Annotated in this window: 16 protein-coding genes and 1 pseudogene; all 17 read left to right on the top strand. The window is 57.3% G+C overall.

Annotated features, from left to right (window positions below; all coding sequences use genetic code 11):
- Position 1 precedes the first annotated feature (1 nt).
- The 17 genes and pseudogenes from tssF (at position 2) to GOW40_RS12165 (ending at position 25,774) form a co-directional block, all read left to right on the top strand.
- Complete coding sequence (gene tssF / locus GOW40_RS12240) at positions 2–1,879, top strand: type VI secretion system baseplate subunit TssF (RefSeq protein ID WP_171132989.1); 1,878 nt, start codon at positions 2–4, stop codon at positions 1,877–1,879.
- A complete protein-coding gene (gene tssG / locus GOW40_RS12235) occupies positions 1,843–2,913 on the top strand; it encodes a type VI secretion system baseplate subunit TssG (protein WP_171132990.1) in 1,071 nt (356 codons plus the stop codon). Before tssF ends, tssG begins: the two co-directional genes overlap by 37 nt.
- A gap of 2 nt (positions 2,914–2,915) precedes the next feature.
- Complete coding sequence (gene tssH / locus GOW40_RS12230) at positions 2,916–5,639, top strand: type VI secretion system ATPase TssH (RefSeq protein WP_171132991.1); 2,724 nt, start codon at positions 2,916–2,918, stop codon at positions 5,637–5,639.
- 53 nt (positions 5,640–5,692) lie between these two features.
- Positions 5,693–7,237, top strand: a complete 1,545-nt coding sequence (locus GOW40_RS12225) for a hypothetical protein (RefSeq protein ID WP_171132992.1) — start codon at positions 5,693–5,695, stop codon at positions 7,235–7,237.
- An 88-nt stretch (positions 7,238–7,325) separates the two neighbouring features.
- Complete coding sequence (locus GOW40_RS12220) at positions 7,326–8,543, top strand: hypothetical protein (RefSeq protein WP_171132993.1); 1,218 nt, start codon at positions 7,326–7,328, stop codon at positions 8,541–8,543.
- A gap of 61 nt (positions 8,544–8,604) precedes the next feature.
- Positions 8,605–9,462, top strand: coding sequence for an ion transporter (locus GOW40_RS12215; RefSeq protein ID WP_171103362.1), 858 nt, complete (start codon positions 8,605–8,607; stop codon positions 9,460–9,462).
- Positions 9,455–9,934: pseudogene (tssB, locus tag GOW40_RS22210) on the top strand (type VI secretion system contractile sheath small subunit); the annotation flags it as partial. The gene GOW40_RS12215 and the pseudogene tssB, both read left to right, overlap by 8 nt.
- A 1,677-nt stretch (positions 9,935–11,611) precedes the next feature.
- Complete coding sequence (locus tag GOW40_RS22205; protein WP_254444434.1) at positions 11,612–13,378, top strand: type VI secretion system contractile sheath domain-containing protein; 1,767 nt, start codon at positions 11,612–11,614, stop codon at positions 13,376–13,378.
- A gap of 34 nt (positions 13,379–13,412) precedes the next feature.
- Positions 13,413–15,521: a type VI secretion system Vgr family protein gene (locus tag GOW40_RS12205; protein WP_171132995.1), complete on the top strand. Its 2,109-nt coding sequence runs from the start codon at positions 13,413–13,415 to the stop codon at positions 15,519–15,521.
- Positions 15,522–15,532: 11 nt separating this feature from the next.
- A complete protein-coding gene (locus GOW40_RS12200) occupies positions 15,533–16,144 on the top strand; it encodes a hypothetical protein (protein WP_171103371.1) in 612 nt (203 codons plus the stop codon).
- A gap of 2 nt (positions 16,145–16,146) precedes the next feature.
- Positions 16,147–16,452 (top strand): PAAR domain-containing protein, encoded by a 306-nt coding sequence (locus GOW40_RS12195; RefSeq protein ID WP_171103373.1) that lies wholly within the window; start codon positions 16,147–16,149, stop codon positions 16,450–16,452.
- Positions 16,453–16,462: 10 nt separating this feature from the next.
- On the top strand, positions 16,463–17,890 hold the full coding sequence (gene tagH, locus GOW40_RS12190; RefSeq protein WP_171136708.1) for a type VI secretion system-associated FHA domain protein TagH: 1,428 nt from the start codon (positions 16,463–16,465) through the stop codon (positions 17,888–17,890).
- A gap of 37 nt (positions 17,891–17,927) precedes the next feature.
- The gene (gene tssK, locus GOW40_RS12185; RefSeq protein ID WP_171136709.1) at positions 17,928–19,268 is read left to right on the top strand and encodes a type VI secretion system baseplate subunit TssK; all 1,341 of its coding nucleotides are present in this window, start codon (positions 17,928–17,930) and stop codon (positions 19,266–19,268) included.
- 110 nt (positions 19,269–19,378) lie between these two features.
- Positions 19,379–20,797, top strand: a complete 1,419-nt coding sequence (icmH, locus tag GOW40_RS12180; protein ID WP_171103384.1) for a type IVB secretion system protein IcmH/DotU — start codon at positions 19,379–19,381, stop codon at positions 20,795–20,797.
- Positions 20,797–24,369, top strand: coding sequence for a type VI secretion system membrane subunit TssM (gene tssM / locus GOW40_RS12175; protein WP_171132998.1), 3,573 nt, complete (start codon positions 20,797–20,799; stop codon positions 24,367–24,369). The genes icmH and tssM overlap by 1 nt, the downstream gene beginning before the upstream one ends.
- The gene (gene tagF / locus GOW40_RS12170) at positions 24,369–25,055 is read left to right on the top strand and encodes a type VI secretion system-associated protein TagF (RefSeq protein WP_171132999.1); all 687 of its coding nucleotides are present in this window, start codon (positions 24,369–24,371) and stop codon (positions 25,053–25,055) included. The genes tssM and tagF overlap by 1 nt, the downstream gene beginning before the upstream one ends.
- Entirely contained in the window at positions 25,052–25,774 is a 723-nt protein-coding gene (locus GOW40_RS12165) for a PP2C family serine/threonine-protein phosphatase (RefSeq protein ID WP_171133000.1), read from the top strand. The genes tagF and GOW40_RS12165 overlap by 4 nt, the downstream gene beginning before the upstream one ends.
- The last annotated feature ends 1 nt before the right edge of the window (position 25,775 follow it).

Here is a 25,775-nt window from a genome sequence, read left to right as displayed (position 1 = left end):
AATGGACACGCGGCTTCTCAAGCATTACGAAACCGAACTGGCATTTCTGCGCGAAATGGGTGCGGAATTTGCCAGCGCCTATCCCAAAATCGCATCGCGCTTGGGCATGGAAGGGATCGAAGTTGTCGATCCCTATGTCGAACGTTTGCTGGAGGGCAGCGCTTTTCTGGCCGCGCGTGTTCAGCTGGAACTGGACATGCAGTTCCCGACCTTCACGTCGAACCTGCTGGAAATCGTCTACCCACATTATCTGGCGCCGACACCGTCGATGATGATCGCTCAGTTCGAGCCCGATATCGGCAATGCCGCGCTCAAGGAAGGCTATCCCATGCCGCGAGGCACGACGCTGCGCGCACGATTGGCCGAAGGAGAGCAGACCGCGTGTGAATTCACGACATCGTCTGATCTGACGCTCTGGCCTATTGAAGTGACCGAAGCGGAATACATCGATGGGCGCGGAGAGCTGGTTGCTGCCGGCGTGGCCAAGGAAACCAATGCGCGTGCGGGTATTCGCTTGCGCCTGAACCGCACCGATGGCGAGCCGATGGCCGAACTGGGCCTAGACCGTCTTGTGTTGCATCTGGATACGCAAAGCGGCAAGGCCTGGTCTTTGCACGAGGTGCTCTGCACGCAATGTGTTGGGCTGACTGCACGGTCCACAGACCGCCGCGCCGACTGGACGGTACGATTGAATGATGCGGATGTGATCCCCAAAGGGTTCGATGCGGATGAAGCCCTGCTGCCGACACCGCGCCAGTCCTTCGATGGCTATCGGCTGTTGCAGGAATATTTCGCCATGCCAGAGCGGTTTCTGTTCGTCGAACTGACCGGTTTGAACGCGGCTTTGACCCAGTCTGCCGGCACAGATGTAGACATCTACATCCTGTTGCAAGACGGCATGCGCGATTTGGCCCCGGCAGTCACACCGGCTGCGTTCACGCTTAATGCCGTACCAGCAGTCAACCTGTTTCACCGGCGCTGTGACCGCGTGCACATCACACAGATGGATACGCAACATCACGTGGTTCCCAACAGAACTGCAGGGTTGGATTTTGAGATCTACTCGATCAGCAAAGTCACGGGCATTCAGTCGGAAGAAGAGGGCGATATTCCGTTCCGGCCGTTCTACAGCGATACCGATCTGACCGCTGCGGGCGACAACCACCTGGCCTATTACACCGTCAAACGCCGTATGCGGCAACGGAACGAAAAGGAACGTCTGCGTGGGGTTCGGACCTCGTATTTAGGCTCCGAAGTGTATCTGACTTTGGTGGACCGCGCGCAGGCGCCTTACCCGGTCTCTCTGGATCAGCTTGCGGTCGAGGCTTTGTGTTCGAACCGGGACCTGCCGTTGCTTTTGGCTGCAGGTGGTGATGACGTGTTTCATCTGCCCGAAGGCGGGCCAGTCAAAGCGGTACGTACGCCAGTGACACCAACCCGACCCCATGCGACGCTTGCACAAGGGGACGCGGCCTGGAAACTGATCAGCCACCTGAGCCTGAATTATCTGTCCATTGCCGGTGATGGTCCCGAAGGTGGGGCAGGGGCGCTTCGTGAGCTGTTGGGCATCTACGCGCCCCTTGGCAATCGCGTCACCGAAAAGCAGCTGGAGGGCGTGGTCTCGGTCACTAGCCGCCCCATCGTGCGCCGCATGAGCGACGAGGTTCTCAGCACAGCGGTGCGGGGTCTCGAAATCTCGCTAGGTTTTGACGAGAGCTTTTACGAGGGCACCAGTGTTTACGTGCTGGGCGCCGTGCTGGAACGGTTCTTCCGGAAATACACGACCATCAACAGTTTCACCGAAACGGTGCTGAAAACAGAAAAACGAGGAGAGATTGCCAGATGGCGACCGGCGGCGGGTCTGGGCAGGATCATCTGAGCCTGCTGGCCGCGCTGGCGGCTGATCCTGAAAGGCATCACGTCTTTCAGGCGCTTCGCATTATCGAGGCGCACTATACCGACGCACCTCGCCTGGGCGAGTCGCGACGTCCGCGCGAAGACCGCGTGCGGCTTGGTCAGGATGTGTCACTTGCGTTTCCGCCCACGACCCTGACGAAGTTCGAGCCGGGAACCGCGACCGAACCTGGCAAGCTCAGCAATCTTTTCTTTGGGTTCTTTGGCCCGCAAGGCCCTTTGCCGCTGCACCTAACCGAGTTTGCGCGCGACCGTCTGCGCAATCACCGCGACCCGACCTTTGTGGCCTTCGCGGATATGCTGACCCACCGCATGATGAGCTTGCTCTATCGCGCCTGGGCCGAAGCCGAACCCGCCCCCAGTTTTGACCGTGGCGACGACCCGTTCGAGCAACGCATCGCTGCGTTGGCCGGGTTCAAGGGGGTTGATTTTTCTGACCGCGACGCGATGCCGGATATGCTGCGCCGGTTTTTTTCCGGGCATCTGGGCTCGGGTACAAAAACGGTCGAGGGGCTGATCGCCATCCTATCCGACTATTTTGGGGTCGAGGTGCATGTGCAGCAATTCGTCGGCTCATGGCTTGAGCTGGAACCCGATGACACTTGGCAATTAGGTGGGGCTGCACGGCTTGGACAGTCGACCAACATCGGCAGCCGGGTCTGGTCCCGGTCAGCCAAATTCCGTCTGCGCATCGGGCCGCTGACCCTGAGCGATTACAAACGCTTGCTGCCCGGTGGCGTGTCCCAACGCCGGATGGAAGCAATTCTGCGCACCTATATCGGCGACACGCTGGACTGGGAGGTCAATCTGGTTCTGGCAGGCGACGAGGTTCCACGCGCATCACTGGGTGGAACAACACAATTGGGCCACACCAGTTGGATAAAGACCCGAGACGACCCGGATGTGGCAGGGCAGGATGCAGATGATCTGATCCTGTATCCCACCTTCGCGACGCAAGAATTCGAGGCCCAGGAAGCGGCCCATAGTGAGAGGTATTGAAGATGACGGAAATCAGCCGTGTTTCGCTGTTTGGTAAACTGAACAAGCTGGGCTATCAGGCCATCGAAGGGGCGACCGTATTCTGCAAGATGCGGGGCAATCCATATGTCGAGGTTCAGCACTGGCTGCATCAGATCCTGAACGGGCAGGACAGCGACATACACCGCATCATTCAGCATTATGATCTGGATCCGGGCAAGATCGCCTCAGAGCTAACACGATCGTTGGACATGCTGCCGCGTGGGGCATCTTCGATTTCGGATCTTTCCGATCATCTGATGGACGCGATGGAGCGCGGCTGGGTTTGGGGCTCGTTGTTGTATTCCGACAGCAAAGTTCGCACAGGGTATCTGATCCTAGGTATGCTCAAGACCCCTGCATTACGTAACATTCTGGCCAGCATGTCGCCGGAACTGGCCAAGATCGGGGCTGATGATCTGGCCGACAATTTCGGCGAGGCCACCGATGGTTCGCCCGAGGATACTTTGGGTGCGCAGGATGGCTCGAACGTGGGTGGTGGCGCGGAACCGGGTGAGGCCAGCGGAGCAATGGCGCCCGGCGCAATGGGCAAAGGCGAAGCGCTTGAACAGTTCTGCACCGACCTGACCGAGCAGGCCCGCAATGGCGAGATCGACCCGATTGTGGGACGCGACGAGGAAATACGCCAGATAGTCGACGTGCTGATGCGGCGTCGCCAGAACAACCCGATCCTGACCGGCGAGGCGGGCGTGGGCAAAACGGCTGTGGTCGAAGGCTTTGCCCTGCGCATTGCGCGCGGCGATGTGCCACCCGCGCTGAAAGATGTGCGTCTGCTGGTTCTGGACGTTGGCCTTTTGCAAGCCGGTGCATCGATGAAAGGCGAGTTTGAAAACCGTCTGCGTCAGGTGATTGATGAGGTTCAGGCCAGCCCGACGCCCATCGTGATGTTTGTAGACGAAACCCATACGCTGGTGGGCGCCGGAGGTGCTGCTGGTACCGGTGATGCCGCCAACCTGCTGAAACCGGCCCTGGCGCGCGGCACACTACGCACCATCGGCGCGACCACATGGGCCGAATATAAGAAATACATCGAAAAAGACCCGGCCCTGACCCGGCGCTTCCAGGTCGTGCATGTCGAGGAACCCGATATCCCCAAGGCGGTTCTGATGATGCGCGGTATCGCGTCGATGCTGGAAAAGCACCACCGCGTTCAAGTTCTGGATGAGGGCATCGAAGCCGCAGTGACCCTGTCGGCGCGCTATATTCCAGCCCGGCAATTGCCCGACAAATCGGTCAGCTTGCTGGATACCGCCTGCGCCCGGGTTGCCGTGTCTCAACACGCAGTTCCGGCCGAGGTCGACGACAGCCGCCGTCGGATCGAGGCGCTGACCACCGAGTTGGAGATCATCGAACGGGATGAGACCGCAGGCTATGACGTTGCCGACCGGCGCGATGCGGTGAATGCCGCGAAACAGACGGAAGAGGCGCGGCTGGAAGAACTCACCGCCCGTTGGGATGCCGAAAAGAAAGTGGTCGAGGATATCCTCGATCTGCGGGCCAAGCTGCGGGCAGGTGGGCAAGAGGTTGAAGGTACCGGCACAGCCGAAGGCGAAGCCGCAACTGAAGAGGCCCCCGAAGTCGAAGCCCAACCCATCGACCGCGACGCGTTGCTGGCTGAGTTGAAGGCAAAGAACGAAGAGCTTGAGACCTTGCAAGGCGACAGCCCCCTGATCCTGGCCATCGTCGACCATCAGGCCGTAGCCAGCGTCGTTGGCGACTGGACCGGTATCCCGGTCGGGCGCATGGTCAAGGACGAGATTGAGACGATCCTGAACCTGGAAGACCGTCTGGCGCAGCGCGTGATCGGCCAGGACCATGCTATGAAGATGATTGCAAAACGCGTTCAGACCTCTCGCGCAGGGCTCGACAATCCCAACAAGCCCATTGGCGTGTTCATGCTGGCGGGGACCAGCGGTGTCGGCAAAACAGAAACCGCCTTGGCCCTGGCCGAGGTGCTGTATGGAGGTGAGCAGAACGTCATCACCATCAACATGTCCGAATACCAGGAGGCACACACCGTCAGCAGCCTGAAAGGCGCCCCTCCGGGATATGTGGGCTATGGCGAAGGCGGCGTGCTGACCGAAGCGGTGCGGCGCAAACCCTATTCGGTTGTTCTGCTGGACGAGGTCGAAAAAGCCCACCCCGACGTGCATGAGATCTTTTTCCAGGTCTTCGACAAGGGTGTCATGGAAGACGGCGAAGGCCGCGTGATCGATTTCAAGAACACGCTGATCCTGCTGACCTCGAATGTCGGGACCGAAATGATCATGGACATGTGCGCTGACCCCGATCTGATGCCCGATCCCGAAGGCATGGCCAAAGCGCTGCGTGATCCGATGCTCAAGGTGTTCCCACCTGCTTTGCTGGGTCGTTTGGTGACGATCCCTTACTACCCGCTCAGCCCCGATATGCTGGGCGAAATCACCAAGCTGCAATTGAACCGCATCAAGAAGCGCGTGCAACAGGCCCATGGTGTTCCATTCGAATATACGGATGCGGTTGTCGAAGAGATCGTGAATCGTTGTCAGGAGCTCGACAGCGGTGGCCGCATGATCGACGCCATCGTCACCAATACCATGTTGCCGGACATCTCGGCCGAATTCCTAAAAAGAATGATGGAAGGGCAAGAAGTTAGCAAAGTCGTGATCAATGTCACAGACGGCGAGTTCACTTATGGGTTTGATTGACCACAACGCATGATGCGTCTGGCAACCGAAAGGGACTTATTGTGAAACCGACAATGACACCGGAACTCGACCAGAAATGGTGGTCAAAGAACAAGCCCAAGCTGATGAAGAAAACCGGCTTGGGTGATGCGCTGAAAGCCTATCAGATCGCCGAGGATCAGATGGACTGGGCAAAGTCGCTGAAAGCGCTGTCAGACGTCAAGCGCAAGGTTGCCGAGGCGGTCAAAGCCGCTGGGTCCAAGCATGCCGATACGGTTACGGTTCTCAAGAAATATCCAAAGATCATCGATAAGACCGAGAAAGAGCTTAAGGCCAAGCAGAAGGACGCCGAGGATCGCGCCAAAACGGCACCAGCTGACACACCGAAACAGAAAGTCGGCAAATCAGTTGTGATCTGGAAAAAGGATCTGGGTGACGAGATCACCAAGAAGTTCAAGCCGGATTGGCTGAAGGATCTCAAAGGCTATGCGTTCCAGCTGAAGCTTAACGAAGACCTTCTGGATGTTCTGGAAGACGAAGGCGACTATGTCACGCCTCAGCAGATGGTGGATGATGCCAATGCTGTGACCGACAAGCTTGTGGCGCTGATCGCCAAAGAACTGATGTCGACGGATGCGGCGATCAAAAAGGAAACTGACGCCAAAAAGCGGGCCGCGCTGATCAAGGGGTTTGAGGACAAGCTCAAGACCATCATGAACGGCGCCAAAAAGCATTACGAGGCAATACCTGCGAAACGCTGGCAAGCCTTTGTAAAGCGCAAGCAGCAATACAAGGAATACAAGGTCAAAACCGGCTTTGACATCGCGCTTGGCACATTGGGTGTTGTGGGCGGTGCTGTAGGGGTTGCGGGTGCCGCGGCAACCGGTGGGGCGTCTTTGGCCTTGGGCATCGTATCTCTGGTGCGCGGTGTTGCGCAGCTGGCCGACAAGATCAAAGACACCGCACAAGAGGCGGAAAAGGTCGAAAAGACCCTGAAAAGCGATCTGGACACGCTGCTGAAACGGTATCGCAACGCCGAAGGAGAAGCGAAAAAGAACGTTCAGGGTGGCGCCGAAGTGGGCGCCTCGGTTCTGAAGGGCATTCTGGGCACCGACGCGCCTTTCCTGGCAACGCTGCCCAAATGCGACAAGAATTACGGGCTTTGGCAGAACAAGGTCGCCGGACTTGAAGTGGGCGGGCGCAAGCTGTCTCAAGCCATCATCAAGGGCTTGGCAGATTGCGACAAGCTTGAAAAGGCCATGAAGAAGGCCGACGCCAAGAAAGCCGGGAAATATCTGGACAAACTGAAAAAGGCCCGCGCAGCGCTGCAAAAGGCTTTGGATGGGTGTTCTTCGATGATGGAGCGTGTCTCGAACGCCGACAAAAACGCACCCAACCTCAAAAAGATGCTGGATGCGCTGAATTCGACCAACCCGAAATATGCTCAGATCTTCGACAAGGTCTTTCCTGTAGTCGTCAATCTGACCCTGGCCGGCGCGAATGCTGGCGTCGGGTTCAAGGAAGCCTCAAGCACGCTGGACACAGTCAACACGGCTTTGGGCCTGTTCAACGACATCGCATCCGAAGGCAAAGATCAGTTGGAAGAGGCAATCGGCTAACGCAATCACTGGCATCGCGCGTGCGACTAGCACGTGCGGTGCAAAATATCCGGGGGCAGGAAAACACTAGAAAACACAAGGTTCTATCATGGCAAAGACGACAGTTACATCGCACAAGTTCTACGTTGTCGATCTGATACGGTCGAAACCCAAACTGCAGTATATTGAGATCCCCAGCTATCGCGTTGACGTCAAATTCGATGTCACCGCCAAAGGCCCGGTCCCGTCGACAACGCTTAAGCGTCTTGAAGCGACCGGGATGAAAGAGCTGGAACGCTATGAGAAGGTCATTTCGGAAGAGGCCGTCAAGCTTGACAAAAAAGTTGGCGAACTGATGAAGACGCCGGGTCAGAAATCTCAAGCTGAGGCCGAGAAGATGATCCAGGCGACCAACGTGATGATCAAGAACGCGTTGAAATCTGCCGAGGGCGCCGCGCAGGTTGCAATCGAAAAGCAGATCAAGGCTGAAGCCAACAAAGACAAACTGCTGAAAGAGGCGCGGGTCAAAACCACGCTGAAGGTCACGGCTGGTGTGATCAAGATCGGCACTGCTGTAACCCGCCTGGTGGCCACGTCTGGGGCCGATGTGATGGCCTATAAGACGATTGTCAAACAGGTCTATGAGCTGGGCAAGGAAGTTCAGCAGCAGCTGAAGGGCGAGGAAAAGCTTCGCAAGGACTTGTACGGCGCTATCCAGAAATACATCACCCTGCGCGGAACATCGATCATGCAGGCCGCCGAGCGGCAGGGGATTACCGATACCTCTGAAATTTCTGTCAAAAAGCCGATGGAAGCGATCAAGAAGCTGACCGCCAAAGCCGTTGGTATGGGCGAAGAAGTGACAAAGGGGCGCGACCCCAAAGCCATCGCCAAGGACATCATGGATTTCGCGATCAAGGGCTATCAGGCTTACCAGAAGGACTCGGATAAAAAGCGCAAGTTGTACCGGGAACACACGACGAAGACCCGTCAGAAAGTGGATTCCTTGGGCCAAGCGGCAGACAAACTGATGAAGGCTGCCAAATCGCAGAAAACGCTGAAAGAAGGCATCAAGCTGGGCGCCGAGTGCATGACCGTCAAGCGCGAAGCAAGTGCCATGGCTGCCAAACTGGAAGAGCGCCAGAAGTTCCTGGCTGAAATGGAAGCTCTGATGGAAGGCAACGGTCTGAAGGTGGACGACACGACGATTGTCGACAAGCTCAAGAAGCTGGACAAGATGACTGTGCTGAAAGAGACCAAGACGATGCTGACTTCGGTCAAAGGCGTATACACGCTGGTCGACGAAATCAGTGACGTTGTAGGCTAAGACATAAATCGAACCGGGCGGGGCCAAGCCACGCCCGGTCTGCAATGAACGACAGGAGGCAATGGTGAACACCGGTATCGAGAAGAGCGAAGCGCTCCGCGACACCGTGCGCGAGTTTGTCGAGCGCAGGGCAGTCACCAACACGATCCTTGGCGTGATCATTTTCAATGCCATCACGCTGGGCCTGTCGACCTCTCCGTCAATCCAGGCCAATCTGGGTCATGTGCTTCGGGTCATTGACACCCTTGTGCTGGGCATTTTTGTCGCTGAGCTTTTGTTGAAATTCTATGCCTATAGATTGGATTTCTTCAAAAACGCCTGGAATATCTTTGACCTTGTTGTCGTGACACTGGGCCTGTTGCCCAACCGTGATGGCCTGTCCGCGTTGCGTGGCTTGCGCGTGATCCGGGCGATGCGCCTTTTGTCGGTCATCCCGCAGATGCGCGCTGTGGTTCAGGCTTTGCTGGACGCGCTGCCGGGCATGGGCGCGGTAATCATCATGATCTCGATCGTGTTCTACGTCTTTGCCGTTATGGCGACGTTGATGTACGGCCCCGATTTCCCCGAGTGGTTCGGAACGTTGGGCCGGTCGCTTTACTCGCTGTTCCAGATCATGACGCTGGAAAGCTGGTCCATGGGGATCGTACGGCCAGTCATGGAAACGCACCCGACCGCGTGGATCTTTTTTGTTCCCTTCATCGTCATCACTGCCTTTTCGGTTCTCAACCTGTTTATCGGTTTGCTTGTGAACACAATGCAATCTGCCGTTGAGGATGAATCGGTCCAAGAGTTCTCGCACCTGCGCGAACTGGTTCGCAGCGAGACCGATATTGTGGATGATCATGTCAAAGAACTGTTGGTCGAGGTCAGGGCCCTGCGCCGCGAAGTGGCCGAGCTGAAAGGTCAGACCGATGGCTGACAGTTCCCAGAAATTCATCGCCCGAAACCGGGCCCCTCGGGTCCAGATCGAGTATGATGTTGAGCTCTATGGCGCCGAGAAGAAGGTGCAATTGCCCTTTGTCATGGGGGTGATGAGCGATCTGTCAGGCAAGTCAAAAGCTGAAACGCCCACCGTTTCAGACCGGAAATTTCTTGAGATCGACGTCGACAACTTCGATGATCGCATGAAAGCCATGGCCCCAAGGGTCGAGTTTTCGGTGCCCAACACTCTGACTGGTGAAGGCAATCTGGGCGTTGATCTGACTTTCGAGAAGATGGAGGATTTCAACCCCGCTCAGATCGCGGCCAAGATCGAACCTTTGCAAAAGCTGCTTGAAGCGCGCACACAACTTGCCACCCTGATGGCCTATATGGACGGCAAAGCCGGGGCAGAGGCTTTGATCGAAAAGATCCTAGCAGATCGAGCGCTGCTGGGTTCGTTGGCTAACAGTCAGGTCTCAGGAGACGCTTCTGCCGCTACACTGGACGCTCTACGCGCCTTGGCTCCGGAGGACGTGCCCGAGGATCGATCAGTCGAAGACGCTCTGGCTTCGCTTCCTGAGGTCCACGGCAACACCCAAGACGATACTGCGCCCTACGTTTTGAAAGACCTTGCTGATGCGGCACTAGACGAGACGCCCGAAGACACGTCCGTTGCGGACGCGCTGTCTTCGTTGCCAGAGATTGCGCCAGCGGACGAACCGCATGATGACACAGGTGATGTATTGGACGGGCTGGCGACTCTTGCTCCGGAAGATCAACCCGAAGATACATCTGTTCAGGACGCACTTGCGTCGATCCCTGAAACCACGGTCGACGAAACCGATGACAAATCAACATATGTCTTGACTGACCTTGTCGACACTGCGCCGACGGAGACCGTGGAAGACACATCATTGTCGGAGGCCCTATCGTCGCTGCCCGACCATCAGGACAGCGTAGACGAAGACTCAAGCGACGATATTCTCTCGGATCTCTCCGAAGCCGAACCCCAGCCCGTTGCCGTTGACTCAGCAATCGAAGACGCCCTTGCATCGGTCCCGGAAACCGTCGAGGCCACCGAAAACGACGACTCTTCAGAGGTTTTAACCCAACTGGCCGAAACACCGGTTGAAGCCGAGTTGAGCGGCGATACCGACCTGGGTGACGTGTTGGGTGATCTTGTGGATCTGAGCAGTGATGCGTCAACTGACGAGGACACGACCGCGGACGCGTTGTCGTCATTGCCTGATTTCACCGAAGAAGATGCTGAAGATATCTCGGATGTTCTGGACGGCTTGGCTGGTGCCGCACCCGAGGACACCGAAACCAATGACAGCGACCTTGATGATCTGCTCAATGCCCTTGCCGACCAAACACCTGAGAACGGCGAGGAGGATGAGGCGCTTTCGGACGTTCTGGACCAATTGGCAGATGCTGCCCCTGAGGACGCACCTGACGCAGATGCGTTGGACGAACTGTTAGGGGATCTGGCCGAAACAGAAACGGAAGACGAAAAAACCGACGTCACACTGGATGACATCTTGGCTTCGGTACCAGATACCGAGGTAAGCGATGCTGAGGAGACATCGGACGACACCCTGAGCAGTTTGGGCGACAGCGAACCGACCGATGAAACCGAAGATGTGGACGCATTGCTTGCCGATCTTTCCGAAGATACGCCAGCGGATGAAAACGAGGTGGATCTGGATGATCTTCTGAACGACCTTGGTGCCGATGAGGAACAACAGGCGGAAGGCGAAGATGTCAACCTGGATTCTTTGTTGAACGACCTGAGCGATGAGCCGGAAGACTCGGCAGATATCGACATCGACGATCTTCTTGCCGACGATGATACGTCTGAGGCAAGCGCAGACAGTTCGGATATCGATTTGGAAGATCTGGATCTGGATGATCTGCTGGGTGACGACAGCTCGGACGATGAAGACGACGCAGCAACAGAACAACCCGATTTCGACGATGTTGATCTGGATGACTTGCTGTCAGATCTGGATGATGACGTTCCCGCGTCGGACGCAGAGGGGGCGGATTTTGATATCGATGATCTCCTCGGCGATGACGAAACAGAAGCTGAACCTCCAACAGAAGAGGCCCAGCTGACCGACGAGCCGGTTCTGGCCTTTGGTCGCATGAGCGCCGACAGACCCGATCCAGAGCGTTTGAAGCGCACGCGCTTCCGTCTTGCGATTTTCGGTGACTTTTCGGGTCGCGCAGCCCGGGGTCTGATCGAAACCGGCGATGCACTGGCAGCACGCAAGCCCATCCTGTTGGATACCGACACGGTCGATGAGGTCATCGCAAGCTTTGCCACCAAACTGGTGCTTCCCATCGGCAAAGACGGGGCCGGGATCGCGGTAAACCTGAAAGAGCTGGATGACCTGCACCCCGACGAGCTGTACGAAAATGTCGAACTGTTTGATGGTCTGTCCAGCTTGAAAAGCCAGCTCAGCGCCGGGGCAACGGCAGATCACGCGGCCAGGCAATTGACTGCTTGGGGTGAAGAGTTTGGTCAGGCCGTTGTACCACCGCGCAAAAGCTCGGGCGGCAACACTGTCCGCGCTGACCTGAAACTGAGCGATTTCCAGAAGCTGATCGGGGATAGCGGTGGAGAGTTGACGCAAGCGTCGCCAGTTGAAGAGCTGCTCAAGCGTGTCGTCGGCCCGCATATCCACAAACTGCCCAGCCCCGATGTCTCGGCCATGCAGTCTGCGGTCGATGAAGCACTGAGCGCGGCCATGCGCTTGGTACTGCACCACCCCGAATTTCAGTCGGTCGAGGCGCAGTGGCGCAGCCTTGATCTAATTGCTCGCAGCATCGAAGATGACGATACACTGGATGTTATCCTCTACGACGTGTCTGCTGAAGAAATTGCAGCCGATCTGGCTGCAGAAGAAGATCTGGCGCAGACCGGATTGGTGCGTCTGCTGACCGAAGAACCCCTGGACGAAGAAAACGGGCGCGGCGGCTATTCAGCGATGATCGGGCTTTACACGTTCGAAGAAACACCCCCACATGCCGAGCTTTTGGGTCGGATCGGGCGCGTAGCTGCACATGTGGACGCGCCCTTTATCAGCGCCATCACGCCGTCATATCTGGATATCAAACCCGAAGACCGACACTCATTGGTGGTCGAGGCCTGGGAGACGCTGCGCGCAATGCCCGAGGCCGGCTATGTTGGCTTGGCGTCGCCGCGGTTCCTGTTGCGGCGTCCTTATGGGGCGAAATCCGAACCGATCTATGAGTTCGACTTTGAGGAATTCACCGAGGCCGAAGGCCTGCGCGGGATGCTCTGGGCGAACCCAGCGGTTCTGGTCTCTATCCTTTTGGCGCGGTCATTCAAGCAAAACGGCAAAGCGATGAACCTGGGTTCGGTCATGAGCTTGGGCGGTGTTCCCTATCACTTTGTCAATGATCGTTACGGGGATCAGGTCGCGCTGCCCTGCACGGAACGCAACATCACGCTGGAAAAACACGAACATTCCGTTCAGCGCGGATACATGCCCGTTTTGTCGATAAAGGGGCGTGACGAAATCCGCCTTGGCTCGTTCAACTCGGTCGCCGGTCAGGAAATCCTGGGGCCCTGGTCCGATGCCCCGGCACCGGATCCCTCGCCTGATATTCCAGCCACACCCGAAACGGATGAGGTGGACACAAGCGACGATGAAAGCCTTGATTTCGATGCGGATGATTTGGATCTCGACATCGATCTGGAGTCTGACGACGCATCAGACGCGGAGGCGACCGACCTCGACTTGGATCTGGACCTCGATCTCGATTTGGACGACTCGAGCGATCTGGATGATTTTCTGGCCGGGTTCGACGACAGTTCGGATGATGAGGACGACAGTGAAGATGATATCGACCCTGAATTGGCGGCGCTGCTTGCCGACTTGTAACAACAGGGCGAACAAGATTTGGAAGGAATGGTAAATGGCGGAAAGTTTGCAGAGCAAAGAGTGGCCCCTCCGGATCACAGGTTCATATTCCTATGGCGAAGATGATTTGGTCATCCGACGCGCCATCGTGACCGAAGAACTTGGGAAGCTGACCGAGATACAGGTCGAGTTCATGTCGGAAAAAACGACGATTGAACTCGATAAGCTTTTGGGCAAAGTGATGACCATTCATCTTGACGCCGAAGAAGGTGCAAAGCGCAAATTCACTGGCACAATTGTCCGGGTCGAGCGTCTGGCCCTTCGCGACGGTTTCGTGCAGTTTCTGGCCGAACTGCGCCCTTGGTTCTGGTTGCTCACGCAATCGACCAACAGTCGTATTTTCCAGAACATGACATCGGTCGAGATAATCGAGAAAATCTTTAAGGACGAGCACAAGATTTCTGACTTCAAGAAAGTCCTGTCTTCGACCTATGAAAAGCGAGAATACTGCGTTCAATATCGCGAAACGGATTTCGACTTCGTGTCGCGGTTGATGCAGGAAGAAGGGATCTACTACTTCTTCGACTATTCTGACGCGGACAAGAAAAACGAAAAACTTGTTCTGTGCGACGGCCCGACAGCCCATACACCGATCAAAGGAGAGCCCAAGGTCGAATTTCGCGGCGGTGACGACTATGAACAACGGCTGGGTGATTTCGTCACCGAATGGGCCGCGTCCGAAGCGATCAAACCGGGTGTCGTCTCGCTTGGGGATTTCGACTTTGAAAAACCCAAAGCGTCGTTGGATGCGCGGGCAAATACGGCAACCAAACCCGGCCATAGTTTCAAAGACAAACTGGAACTTTATGACATTCCGGGTCACCACAAAGAGACCAAGCTGGGTGATACCCGTGCCCGGGTGCGCATGCTGGCAGAAGACGCCTTGTTTGATAGACGCCGGGCCCGTGCCTCGGTCAGGTCGCTGGAAACGGGGCGAAAGTTCACGCTGACGGATCATCCCGACAAGTCTCAGAATGCCGAGTACCTGATCGTCAGCGCCAAATATTTCCTTCAGACAACCGAAGGTTATGGCTTTGAGAAAAAGCAAAAGGACCTGGACACCGGCGCGTTGGAGTTTCCCGATGACAGCGGCGAAATGTTCATGGTCGAGTTCGAGGCTCAGCCTGCGAAAACTGAGTTCAAATCCTTGCGGACGATTGCTTGGCCAGAGATTTCCGGCCTGCACACTGCGATTGTGACAGGCAAGAAGGGCGAGGAGATTTGGACCGACAAATATGGGCGTATCAAAGTTCAGTTCCACTGGGATCGCGAAGGCAAAAACGACGAGAAAACCACCTGCTGGGTGCGCGTTGTGACACCGTGGTCGGGCAAGAGCTGGGGTATGGTCAGCATACCGCGCATCGGTCAGGAAGTGGTCATCCAGTTTGAAGAGGGTGATCCTGACAGGCCGATCTGTACCGGGATGCTGTATAACGCAGACACGATGCCACCCTATGCTCTGCCTGCCAATCAGACACAGTCTGGGATCAAGACCCGGTCCACCACCAAGGGCAGTGCGGATACTTACAACGAACTTATGTTCGAAGATAAGAAAGACGCCGAGCTTGTCCGTTTCCAGGCGCAGAAAGACCACGAGAAACTGGTCAAGAACATGTCCACCATTACCATCGGTTATGACAAGCTGGACAAGGGTGGCAATGGTGGCGACGGATGTCTAAGCCAGGTGGTCAAGAAGAACGTGGATGAAACGATCAAGGAAGGTGATCACACCTTCAAGATCGAAACCGGCAGCCAGACGGTCAGCATCAAGACCGACCAGACCGAAACGATCGAAGGCAAGTCGACCCGGACCGTGACCGGCAACACTGTCGAGACGGTCAAATCCGGCAACAAGACAACAACGGTGAGCATGGGCAACATCCAGGTCGACGCGAAGTCTGGCAAGATCACCATGACTGCCATGCAGTCGATCGAGCTGAAAGTTGGCAGCTCGTCAATCAAGCTGGACCCAACGTCGGTGACCATCAAGAGCACCATGATCAAGGTGCAAGCGAATGCGAAACTTGACGCCAAAAGCCCGATGACCACCGTGAATGGCGATGCGATGCTGACCCTTAAGGGCGGCCTGACCATGATCAACTAGGGGATAGGCTGATGAGTGATCGATTTAGTGGAATGACCAAAACCCCCGACGCGCCAGCGGCGCGCATGTTGGCGGACGCAAACGCCCGATTGGGGACCAAGCTCGACGCGCCGGCCAGCGCACCCTTGGATGTTGTGCTGGCTGAGCTGGACAAGAAAGAGGCGTTTATCGACATATTGCGTCTTTTGGGTGTTGCGCTGCCGCCACGCGAGCGGGTCTGGTGGTCGTGCCTCGCGGCGCGAGATTATGTAGGCGAAGCACCGGATAACAACACGGCTTCGCTTGCCGCCGCCGAGGAATGGGTGTTTCGGCCGACCGAGGAAAACCGTGAAAAGGCCGGAGAAACGCTCGACTTGGCAGAACCCGACGACGAGACCGTGAACTGCGCCATGGGCGTGCTATATTCCGAAGGAACGCTGGGAACAGGAGATCTGGCCAACATTCCCTCGCCTCCGGGCGCTGCTGAAACAGTGGCTTTTGCGATGAATGTTGTTGCCATGGACAACCATGAAGGCGATTTTGATGCCTACGTGCAGTTGCTGATCGACCGAGGCGTCGATATTGCTCGGGGTGGGAATGGTAAGCTGGACCGCGAGGCGGCCACGAACGAGACAGAGGATTAGACATGGGATTCCCTCAGGCCCGTGTAACGGATTTGCACATGTGTACGCTGCCGGCCCCGCCGCCAGCGCCACCACCACCGGCCCCGGTGCCAATGCCGATCATGCCACCCTGCTGTCCAACGGTTCTGGTTGCCAAGCTGCCTGCTGCGCGGCTGACGGATCTTGCGACACCGGCCTTCCCGCACCCGATCATCAAGGGGTCGGCGACGGTGTTGATCAGCAAGTTACCAGCGGCGCGGGTGATGGATACCTGCGCCTGCGGCGGCCCGATCATCAAGGGGGAGTTCACGGTGCTGGTTGGAGGATGAAGACACAGGAATGACGGTCACACTAAAATTTCAATCCACCGGCATCGTGCCGGGCGACGGGCGCCCGGTATCGATGCAGGGGGGCTCTTTGACCGTCGGGCGTGGCCCGGCCAACGACCTTGTATTGCCCGATCCCGAAAAAACGCTCAGCAAAAGCCATTTTGTGATCGAAGATCACAATGGCAATGTAGTGATCGTCGATCTGTCGACGAACGGGACCTTTCTGAACTATTCCAAGATCGCCTTGGGCCGCACCCCAACGCCTTTGAACAACGGCGATGTGCTGACGGCGGGCGGCTATGAGATGATCGTCGAGATTGGCGCAGATCTTCCGACATTCGAAGAAATGATCCCGCAGCCGATGCAACAGGCCGGGGTCTCTCCGGGTCAGGCTCAGAATGCGCCGGATCCTTTGGCTTTGCTAGATGACGCAGGGCCGGGTGGTGACTTCCTCGACGATCTGCTGGGTGGTGATGCGCCAAAGGGGCCGGGGCAGATTGCGACACCAGATCCGATGGACGAATTGCTGCCTCCGCTTGATGACGACGATCCGTTTTTCGCCAAACCCAAAGATCCACATGCAGGTATGGGGGCTAGCGATGCGATGCATAACCCGTCCACATCGGATGCGTTTACGGCCCCACAAAGCGGGGGCGGGGCGAACCTGATTCCGGATGATTGGGATGATGATCTGTTGTCGCCTTCAGGCGGCGCATCTGCAGATCCGTTTTCCACACCGGAACCTTCTGCACAAACCACTCCGCCGCCCATAAGGCCTGCGCCGCAAGATCAAACTCCTGCGCATCCCAAGCCGCCAATACCCGAACCCCCCGCACCGGTGACCGCAACTGTAGGTGATCCGTCCGCGGCGCGTGCGTTCTTGGAAGCACTGGAGGTCGATGATCTGAAAATCGACGATGCTGACCTGCCCGCAACGATGGGGCGGATGGGTCGCGTGCTGCGCACCATGATCTCGGGTCTGCGCGAAATCCTGATGACGCGCACCTCGATCAAGTCCGAGTTTCGCATTGATCAGACGATGATTAGCGCCGGTGGGAACAACCCGCTGAAATTCTCGATCAGTGCCGAACAGGCCATCGAGGCGTTGGTCAAACCCCGGGTCAAAGGGTATTTGGCATCCGAGGAAGCCACCGAGCAGGCTTTGAATGACATCAAAGCCCATGAGGTTGCGATGGTAACGGGCATGGAGGCCGCGTTGAAAGGCGTTCTGGCCCGGCTCGACCCCGAGGTGCTGGCTGGAAAAATTGAGGATTCGGGCAAACTTGGGTCACTTTTCAAGGGTAAGAAGGCCCAATATTGGGAAGTATACGAAAAGATGTATGCCGAAATCTCGGATCAGGCAGAGAATGATTTCCACGATCTGTTCAGCCGGGAATTCGCGCGCGCGTACAAAGATCAGCTGGAAAAGCTGAAATAACGCCTGAATTGGGCGAAAGAACAAAGGAGGGCAGCCATTGTCCTGGGACAGCAAGGTGCTTTGGACCGAAGGGTTGTTTCTGCAACCCCATCATTTTCAGCAGGCGGATCGGTATACCGAGGCGCTTGTCGCTGGGCTTGCCCGCCGTGTCACCCCCTATGCCTGGGGTGTCAGCGCGCTTGAGATTGATGACGAAGTTCTGAAAGTCGGCCAATTCGCGCTGAAATCCTGTTCGGGGCTGACACCGGACGGGCAGGTGTTTCGCGTGCCACAAGCCGAAGATCACCCGCCCGCGCTGGAAGTGCCGGAAACGATCAAGGATTGCATTGTCTATCTGACCGTCCCGCAACGACGCCAGGGAGCGTCCGAGGTCGATTTGAGCGGTGCCGAACAATCGGTCAGCCGGTTGCGCCCGGCGGAACAGGAAATCACCGATGTGATGAGCCAGCAGAAAAAACCGGTGACGTTGGGCGTTGGCAAGCTGCGCCTGCAATTTGCACTGGCTGTGGATGATCTGGCTGACAAGCTGGCCATTCCGATTGCCAAGATCATCGAAGTGCGCCCCGACAAAGAGATCATCCTGGATCGCGGGTTTATCCCGTCGGTTCTGGACGTGCGAGCGGCACCCGCGCTGGCTGGCTTCATGAACGAGCTTGAGGGGATGCTGTCTCATCGCATGCAAGCGCTGGCCGGGCGTTTGTCTGAGGGCGGCCCGGCTAAAGGTGCGGCCGAGATCTCGGACTTTTTGCTGTTGATGACAATCAACCGCAACCTGCCGCTGGTACGCCATTTCGCCAATATCGAAAACGTGCATCCCGAACACGCGTATCGCGTTTGTGCCTCGCTTGCGGGCGAACTGGCAACCTTCATGAGCGCCGAGAAAGAGGCCGTGCAATTCCCGGCCTATCAGCATGACACTCTGACCGAGTCATTTGCACCGGTGATCCGGGCGCTGCGGCAATATCTCAGCTCGGTTCTGGAACAGACCGCGATTTCGATCCCCCTTGAGCCGCGCAAATACGGCATCAGCGTTGGCGTCATCGCTGATCGCAAGCTGATTGGTAGCGCGGGCTTTGTGCTGGCCGTCAATGCCGATATTCCTGCCGAAGACGTGCGCCGCCATTTTGCCGGTCAGGCCAAGACCGGCCCGGTCGAGGAAATTCGCCAATTGGTAAATTCGGCTCTGCCCGGAATTACCTTGCGGCCTTTGCCCGTAGCCCCGCGGCAAATCCCCTACCATTCTGGCGTTGTCTATTTCGAGCTTGACGCCGCCAGCCCGTATTGGGGCAAAATGACAACTTCTGGCGGTATCGCAGTGCATGTGTCGGGGCAGTATCCAGGCCTTGAAATGGAGCTGTGGGCCATCCGTAATCAGTAAAATCACCCCTTCCTGTGTGAAGGTGATTACTGGCTGAGGCGAAACAAATTGATAGGGTCGATCCTGTGGCTCAGACTGCAACAGGGGGCCTTGAAGGAAACAGGTAGACGATGTCCGACAAAGATCCTTTTGCCGAACCGGACGATACCGACAAAACGGTGATCCGACCCAATCCGGGTGGTCGCCGTCAAACTGGTGGCGTGCAGCAGCCTGCGGCGCCGCAACAACCGGCAGGGTATCCCGATCCGCTAGAGCAGCCGCTTGCACCGCAAGCAGCAGCTCCGGCGGGATACGGCGTGCCGCCCGCGCAGTCGCAACCGCCTTCGGGCCCGACCGAGGATTTGGCAACCACGGGTATGAACCGGTTGAATGCCTGTGCGGCACCGCTGTTTTCCCTTATCAGCCGCATTCGCAACCGCGCACAGCATATGGACCCGGACAAACTGCGCCAAAGCGTCGTGGCCGAGGTGCGCAGCTTTGAGAATGCCGCACTACAAGCTGGCATCCCGGCCCAAAGCGTCAAGGTCGCCCGATATGCGCTGTGCGCCACTTTGGATGATGTTGTCCTGAACACGCCTTGGGGAGGGCAATCCTCTTGGGCCACTCAATCCCTGGTGGGGACATTCCATCGCGAAACTGTTGGCGGTGACCGGTTTTATGACTTGCTTGCCCGGCTGGAACAGGATCCGGCGAACAATATCGAGTTGCTGGAATTTGTGTATATGTGCCTTTCGCTTGGCTTTGAAGGCCGGTTGCGGGTGGAACAGGGCGGGCCCGACAAACATCTGCAAATCCGGCAGGGCCTGGCCCGCGTGATCCGGGCACAGCGCGGTGCGTTCGAACATGATCTGGCACCGCATTGGGAAGGTGAGAACAAGCCCTATCGCGCGCTCAGCCTATGGAAACCGGTCTGGATCGCGCTTGGTGTAACTGCCTTGTTGCTGATGATCGAGTTTGGCGGTCTGTCGTATGCCCTGTCGAACAAAACCGAAAACCTCGTCGGACAGATGTCAGTGATTGATGCAGGGCCGGTGACTGAATTACAGCGCCGTGCGCCACCACCTCCTCCACCGCCGCCGCAAGCTCAGCCGCAGGTCGAAAAGGTCGTGGCCTTCTTGCAGCCGGAAATCGATGAAGGTTTGGTAGAAGTCTTTGAAAAGGGCAACACGCTGATCATACGTATCAAAGGGTCGGGGATGTTCGGATCGGGCTCGGATCATCTGCAAGACAAGTTCCGTGAACCGGTGCGCCGCGTTGCCGTCGCCCTGAATGAAGAGCCCGGAACGGTGATAGTCGCGGGGCATTCGGACAATGTGCCGATCCGCTCGTCCCGGTTCCCATCCAATCTGGCCCTCTCTTTGGCCCGCGCCAAATCGGTGATGAACCAAATGGCTGGTGAAATGGCCAACCCCAACCGGCTCAGCGCCGAGGGCCGCGCCGATAGCGAGCCAATTGCCGATAACGCCACCCGCGAAGGTCGGGCGACCAATCGCCGGATCGAAGTCCTGCTGGTTCAGGAGGAGAGCTGATGTATTTCCTCAAGATTCTGAAATTCATATTCCTGTCGATCTACACCGTGCTGTTCTTTACGGCCACGGCGCTGTCGCTGGCCTTGTACTTCTTCGGTCCGATGATCGGATCGGATGAGTGGCGACCATTGGACAGTTCAACCACACGACTGATCTGGTGCGGGGTTATCTACGCCTTTTTCTTGGCCATCGGGCTGACAGTCTTCTTCTTGCGCCGGCGGCGCGACAAGAAACTGACCGAAGAGATCACTGAGTCCGTCAGTGATGGCGGTGACATGATCGACAGCGAAATTTCCGAGCTGCGCGGCAAGTTGAAAACCGCCATGGCAGCGTTGCGTAAATCCAAGAACGGACGGCGTCACCTGAACGAACTGCCCTGGTACGTGATGATCGGCCCCCCGGGTGCCGGAAAAACCACAGCCATTGTCAACTCGGGCCTGAACTTCCCTCTGGCGGATGAGCTGGGCAAAACGGCAATCGGCGGTGTTGGGGGCACAAGAAACTGCGATTGGTGGTTCACTGAGAACGCCGTGCTGATCGACACGGCCGGTCGGTATACGACCCAGGAAAGCGATGCCGAGGTCGACAACGCGGCCTGGATCGGGTTTTTGAACCTGCTGAAGAAATACCGCAAACGCCAGCCGATCAATGGCGCGATGATCGCGATTTCCCTGTCTGATCTGTCGCTGCAAGATGAGGTGACGCAACAAGAACACGCCAAAGCAGTGCGCCGTCGACTGGAAGAGCTGCGCGAGAAGTTGGGCGTGCGGTTCCCGGTCTATATCCTCTTTACCAAGGCAGACCTGATCGCGGGTTTTGCCGAGTTCTTTGACAATCTGGGCAAGGAAGATCGCGAACAGGTCTGGGGTTTCACTCTGCCATTGGACAAGTCGCGCAGCGAACAATCACCGGTCGCGGCTTTTGACGAAGAATTTACTTTGTTGCTGGGGCGTCTTAATGCTCAGTCGCTGGAGCGTATGCAGACCGAGACCGATCCGCAGCGCCGTGCGCTGATCGCAGGTTTCCCGATGCAGGTCGCTTCGGTCCGCAAAGTGGCGCATGAATTCCTGACCGAAGTGTTTCAGGACAGCCGATATCAACATCGCCACATGCTGCGCGGCGTGTATTTCACGTCTGGCACGCAAGAAGGTACTCCGATTGACCGGCTAATGCTGGGCATGGCGCGCACCTTCGGTATCGGACGTCAGGCCATCGGGTCCGGGCAGGGTTCAGGTCGGTCGTATTTCCTGACGCGGCTCTTTGATCAGGTCATCTTTCGCGAGGCAGGTCTGGTCAGCGCCGATGACAAGGTCGAGCGGCGATACAAAATCACCAAATGGGCGTCGATTGCGGCCACTTTGCTGGCAGCGATTGCCGTCGGCGGGTTGCTGGTGCGCAGCTTTATGGGCAATTCTGATCTGATCGCCGAAGCGCAAGAGGGCGTATCGGCCTATCAGGCAGCGGCTGCGACCCTGCCACCCAGCCCGGTGGGCGATACTGATCTGGTGCCGGTTGTTGCGGCGTTGAATTCCCTGCGCGACCTGCCCGCCAATCCGACACTGTCCGACCCAGCACCGGAACGGCGCCTGACCTATGGGCTGTATCAGGGCGATGTGATTGGCACGCAGGCAGCGCAAACCTATCGCGCTGCGTTGAACCAGCGTTTGCTGCCGCGGCTATTGCTACGTCTGGAAGAACAGATGGCCGCCAATATCAACAACCCCGACGTTCTGTACGAAGCGTTGAAAGTGTATCTGATGCTGGGGTTGCAGGGGCCTATGAACCAGGATCTGGTCAAGGAATGGATGAATATCGATTGGACAGTGTCCTTCCCTGGTCCGTCGCGGGAAGAGTTGCGCACTGATCTGAACGATCACCTGGATGCGCTGCTCAGCCAGCCAATGCAAGAGGTGGCGCTGAACGGCCCGATGGTCGATCAAATTCAGGGCATCCTGTCGGAACTGCCTTTGGCACAGCGTGTTTACAACGGCATCATCTCTAGCCCCGCGGCAACAGCGCTTCCAGAATGGCGGATCACGGATGTTGGTGGGCCCGCAGTGGGCCGTGTTCTGGTCCGCTCCTCGGGTAAACCGCTGAATGAGGGCATCGAAGGGATCTTCACGCATTCCGGGTTCAACGATGTTTTGCTGGGCGAAGCCCTCGGCGTCGCGAAACGGGTGCAGAAGGAAAGCTGGGTATTGGGCCCGCGTGGTGAGGCCGAACAGACCGAACAGGCGCTTGCTGCGCTCAGCCGGGATGTTCTGGATCTCTATTACAACGACTATATCGCCCGCTATGATGCTATGCTCGGTGATATCGACATTGTTCCGATGGAAAGCCTCAGCCACGCGGTTGAGGTGACGAACGTTCTGTCGGGCCCAACCTCCCCGATCGTTAACATTCTGAATTCGATTTCAGATGAAACCAAGCTGACCGAAAGCAAATCGCTTTTAGCGGATAGTGGCGCTCTGAACGAGGGCTTGTCAAACGCTGCAAGCCTTGAATTGCAGTCGGCCACATCGGTTCAAACCCAGATCCTGCTTGAAGCGTTGGCCAAGTCCAGCGGCGTTGGAAACTCCGAACCGGTGCAGGAACCGGGCCAGTACGTGCAGGATCGCTTTTCCTGGCTGCATCAGCTGGTCGATTCACAAGAGGGGCAACCTTCGCAATTGGATATGCTGATGGGCTCGCTAACCGGCGTGTATCAAGAGCTGAACAAAATGTCGTTCAGTGGCGTTTCAGGCGGTGAGACCGGTCAGGCGTTGCAGCAGTTCCAGCAAGAGGCCGCCCGCATACCCGGCCCGATGGAACGCTGGGCCGTACAGATCATCGACGGATCGTCAGGGATCACCTCGGACAGCACCCGGGCGTCGATCAATGCGCGTTGGCAGGCCAATGTTCTGCCGTTCTGCGAACAGGTGGTTACCGATCGGTATCCGTTCAACCGCCGCTCGGGCGCTGATGTGGCGATGGGCGATTTTGGCAAGCTGTTCGGCCCGCAGGGTTTGATCGACACGTTTTTTACGCAAAATCTGGCCAAACACGTAGATATGCGCACCCGGCCATGGTCTTGGAAATCCGGTGTCAACGAGGCCGATCTTGGGATTAGCCAGGCTGTCCTGACCCAATTCCAGAACGCCGCCGAAATCAAAGAGGCGTTCTTTGCCGCAGGTCCGCAGCCTCAGATCCAGTTTCAGATCATGCCCGAAGCGCTGGACCCGAAGGCAAAAGGTGTAAAGCTTGAGATCGACGGCCAATCGCTTGAGTTCCGTCACCGTGGCGGACTGCCATCGCCCTTGGCGGTGACCTGGCCGGGGCCGGTCGGGTTGGCGCGGGTGAGCTTTGACCCGGAAAAACGCAACATTGAAAGTGTGCTGTCCAAGGATGGCCCCTGGGCGTGGTTCCGTCTGCTGGATGCGGCAGAGGTGCGCCGCACGAATGTTTCGGACCGCAAGAAAGTGATCTTTAACGTGGGCGGTCGCATCGCGATCTTCCAGTTGCAGTCGGGATCGGTCATCAACCCCTTTGCACTGCCGGCGCTGCAACAGTTCAGCTGCCCCAAGTCGTTCTGATGCAGCAGGCGGGCTTTGGCGCTTTTGGCAAAATGCCCTCGGTCGGGGATTTTTTTCGACTGGGCGTTCCGCCGAGTTTCGTGCAGCCCTGGGATACTTGGATACAGCGCAGCATGCTGGACGCGGCGCAATCCCTAGGTCAGGCGTGGGACCAGCATTATATGTCCAGCCCGATCTGGAGGTTTTGCCTGTCGCCGGGGCTGGCCGGTCCGCAAAAGATGTTGGGCGTGCTGATGCCGTCGGTTGATCGGGTCGGTCGCCGTTTTCCCCTGACACTGGTCGCGCCATTGTCAAACGAAGGTTCGGCCCTGCTGGCGCATTTCCGGTCATTGGACACCTACCGGAAGCTTGAAGACTTGGCTTTGGCCGCGTTAGAAGATGACATGACCCGCGACAAGCTTGAGGCGGGTTTGGCGGAAATTGCCGCGCCCGTCCAACAACCTGCAGCGCCCGTCCGGGAACATGGAAATACGATGGTCCTGACACGCGGTGAAGCGTCCGACAGTTTGCTGCCGGATTTCGCATCCGGGTTGGCATCGCAACGATATCGCACCCCAAGTGTTTGGAGCACTGAAATCGACGGGGTGCCAAGGCTGATGGTCTGTGAAGGTTTGCCGGAAGGGCCAAACCTGCAAGGCCTGTTCAATCTTCACGCCGCATTATGGACCGAGGCCAGACCAATATGAATTCAAGTCACCGCGTTCGGTACAGCGCCCGCAGCCATGTCGGGCTAAAGCGCAAGGTCAACGAAGACTCGGTGCTGGCGCTGCCAGAGGAAAGCCTTTGGCTGGTTGCTGACGGCATGGGGGGCTATGAGGCGGGCGACTATGCCAGCCGCCTGGTGGCCGACATGGTTGCCGCGATGCCGCCGGGATTGCCTCCGACCGAGAGTTTGTCGGCCTTGCGCGATGCGATCCAGAAAGCGCATGGCGTGATCCGTCAGGAATCCGAGGCTCGAGGCGGTGGCACGATTGGCACTACGGTCGCGTGCATCATGCTCGCCAATGGGCATTTTGTAGGGCTCTGGGCGGGGGATAGCCGGATTTACCTGTTGCGGGAGCGCAAAATCCAGATGCTTACGACTGACCATTCGGTTGTTGCCGATCTGGTTCTGGCCGGACAAATGAGCTGGGACGAGGCCGAACAACATCCGCAATCCAATGCTATCACCCGCGCGGTTGGCGTTGGTGACACGTTGGAGCTGGACAAAATCCGCGGCAAGGTTCAGCCCGGCGACCGTTTCCTGATCTGCTCGGACGGGCTTAGCAAATATGCCACTTTCTCGATGCTCGAGAAGGCCCTGACCGAGATGCCGATTGAAACGGTTGCGGATCAGTTGATCCAAGTTGCTCTGGATGGTGGCGGGGCTGACAATATCAGCGTGATCGTGGTGGACGTTCTCTGAC

This window comes from Ruegeria sp. HKCCA6707 (assembly GCF_013033515.1).
In the GTDB taxonomy this organism is placed as follows: domain Bacteria; phylum Pseudomonadota; class Alphaproteobacteria; order Rhodobacterales; family Rhodobacteraceae; genus Ruegeria.
Note: the sequence above shows the minus strand (reverse complement) of the source record. Positions and strands in the feature narration are given on the sequence as shown.